Source organism: Pelagibius sp. (assembly GCF_028281305.1).
Taxonomy (GTDB): domain Bacteria; phylum Pseudomonadota; class Alphaproteobacteria; order Kiloniellales; family Kiloniellaceae; genus Pelagibius.
Genome location: NZ_JANQKD010000121.1, coordinates 1 through 2,241 on the forward strand (window position 1 = coordinate 1; position 2,241 = coordinate 2,241).

The 2,241-nt window shown below is 64.9% G+C and carries 2 protein-coding genes; both read left to right on the forward strand.

The genetic code is table 11. The features are described 5' to 3' along the window. The first annotated feature begins 1 nt into the window (after position 1). Complete coding sequence (locus Q0982_RS22535; RefSeq protein ID WP_299400018.1) at positions 2 to 838, forward strand: MBL fold metallo-hydrolase; 837 nt, start codon at positions 2 to 4, stop codon at positions 836 to 838. Between the two features lie 233 nt (positions 839 to 1,071). Further along, the coding region (locus tag Q0982_RS22540; protein ID WP_299400020.1) for an adenylate/guanylate cyclase domain-containing protein at positions 1,072 to 2,241 on the forward strand (1,170 nt) is incomplete at its 3' end.

Consider the following 2,241-nt stretch of genomic DNA (forward strand, 5'->3'; position numbering starts at 1 on the left):
CATTTTGCAGAACGGTGGCGATTTTTTTGTTCGTTTCTGGGGCACCCGGGGATCGATTTCCTGCCCCGGCGAGAAGCACCTTCGCTACGGCGGCAACACGGCCTGCCTGGAGGTGCGCTGCGGCGAGAAGATCCTCGTGTTCGACGCGGGAACCGGGCTGCGCCCGCTCGGCAAATCGTTGATGGGCGACAAGCCGCTGGATGCGGACATCTTCCTCACCCACACCCATCACGACCACATCGTCGGCCTGCCCTTCTTCGCGCCTCTCTTTGACAAGCGCAGCCGCATCCGGCTCTGGGCCGGCCACCTGGTGCCGGAGCTGACCTTGCACGACGTTCTGGTGCAGTTCATGAACGCCCCCCTCTTCCCGGTGCCGCCGAAGATCTTCGCCGCCAACGTCTCCTTCCACGACTTCACCGCCGGCGACGTGCTGGAGCCGCGGCCCGGCGTCCGCCTGGTCACCGCGCCGCTGAACCACCCCAACGGTGCCACCGGATACCGCATCAATTTCCACGGCCATGCCATCTGCTATGTGACCGACACGGAACATCTGGAGGGCAAGCCGGACCGCAACATCCTGGAGCTGATCGAAGGCGCCGATCTGGTGATCTACGACTGCACCTACACCGACGAGGAGTTTCCCAAATACCGCAACTGGGGGCACTCCACCTGGCAGGAGGGCGTGCGTCTCTGCGAGAAGGCCGGCGCCGGGAAGCTGGTGATCTTTCATCACGATCCCAGCCACGAAGACAGCTTCATGGACCGGGTCGCCGAGGAGGCCGAGGCGCTGCGCCCCGGCACCATCGTTGCCCAAGAAGGCATGATCCTGCGGCCATGATCCCGGAGCCCGCGGCGCGACCAAATGCGGCGGGCTGTTCATGTCGGAAGACGCCCGGGCAACGGGCTGTTCCCGCCCCCCGCAAGGCCCGGCAATCTCCCGGTAGTCTCCCGATCTGGGGCCGCAAATCGGTCACGCAGAAGTTATGCGCTGCGATCAGCCTGGGACCGGATCATCGCCTAAAATGAACGGACTGACGCACAGCCCGCTGGGGCAGTGACGAGGATGGGCTGATGCTGAACTGGTGGCACAAGGATCGAGAAGCCGGTCTGCCGGAGCGGGTCAAGGCGGCGGTCCGGGCGCAGGAAGATGCGACGGAACGGCTGATCTCCTGGATCCAGCTCGGCATCGTCGTGATCTTCGGAACCCTCTACTTCGTCTCGCCCAAGCCGGAGGTCGATATCGCCCCAGTCCCCTGGGCGCTCTCCGTCTATCTCGTCCTCACCATCATCCGGGTGATCTGGTCGCACCTTGGCCGCCTGCCGGACTGGTCGCTGGCCATCTCGGTGTTCTTCGACATGACCCTCTTGATGGTGCTGATCTGGAGCTTCCACATCCAGTACATGCAGCCGGCCTCTTTCTATCTGAAGGCCCCGACCCTGCTTTACGTTTTCATTTTCATCGCCTTGCGCGCCCTGCGCTTCGATGCCCGCTTCGTGCTGCTGGCCGGGGTGGTCGCGGCCATCGGCTGGGGTCTGATGATCCTCTACGTGATCTACTACGATCCTTTCGACACCATGATCACCCGCGACTATGTCGCCTACATGACGTCCAACTCCGTCCTGCTGGGCGCCGAGTTCGACAAGATCATTTCCATCCTCATGGTCACCGGATTGATTGCCATCGCCCTGGCCCGGGCCAAGAGCCTTTTGGTGCGTTCGGGTTCCGAGCAGGCGGCGGCGCAGGAGCTGTCGCGCTTCTTCGCGCCGGAGATCGCCGGGCGCATCAAGGGTTCGGAAGACCAGATCCGCGCCGGCACCGGCGAGCTGCGCCAGGCGGCCATCCTGAACCTCGACATGCGCGGCTTCACCCGCATGGCCGGCGAGGCGCCGCCGGACCAGGTGATGAGCCTGCTCGCCGACTACCAGCAGCAGATGGTGCCGGTGATCCAGCGCCACGGCGGCTCCATCGACAAGTTCCTCGGCGACGGCATCATGGCAACTTTCGGCGCCGCCGAACCGTCCGAGAGCTATGCCGCCGATGCCCTGCGGGCGCTGGACGACGCCATGGCCGCCGCGGCCTCTTGGCAGGCGCAGTGCCGCGCCGATGGGCGGAGCTGCCCGACGGTCAACGGGGCGGTGGCGACCGGCTCCATCCTCTTCGGTGCCGTCGGCGACGAAAGCCGGCTGGAATACACCGTCATCGGCGACGCGGTGAACCTCTCGGCGAAACTGGAAAAGCAC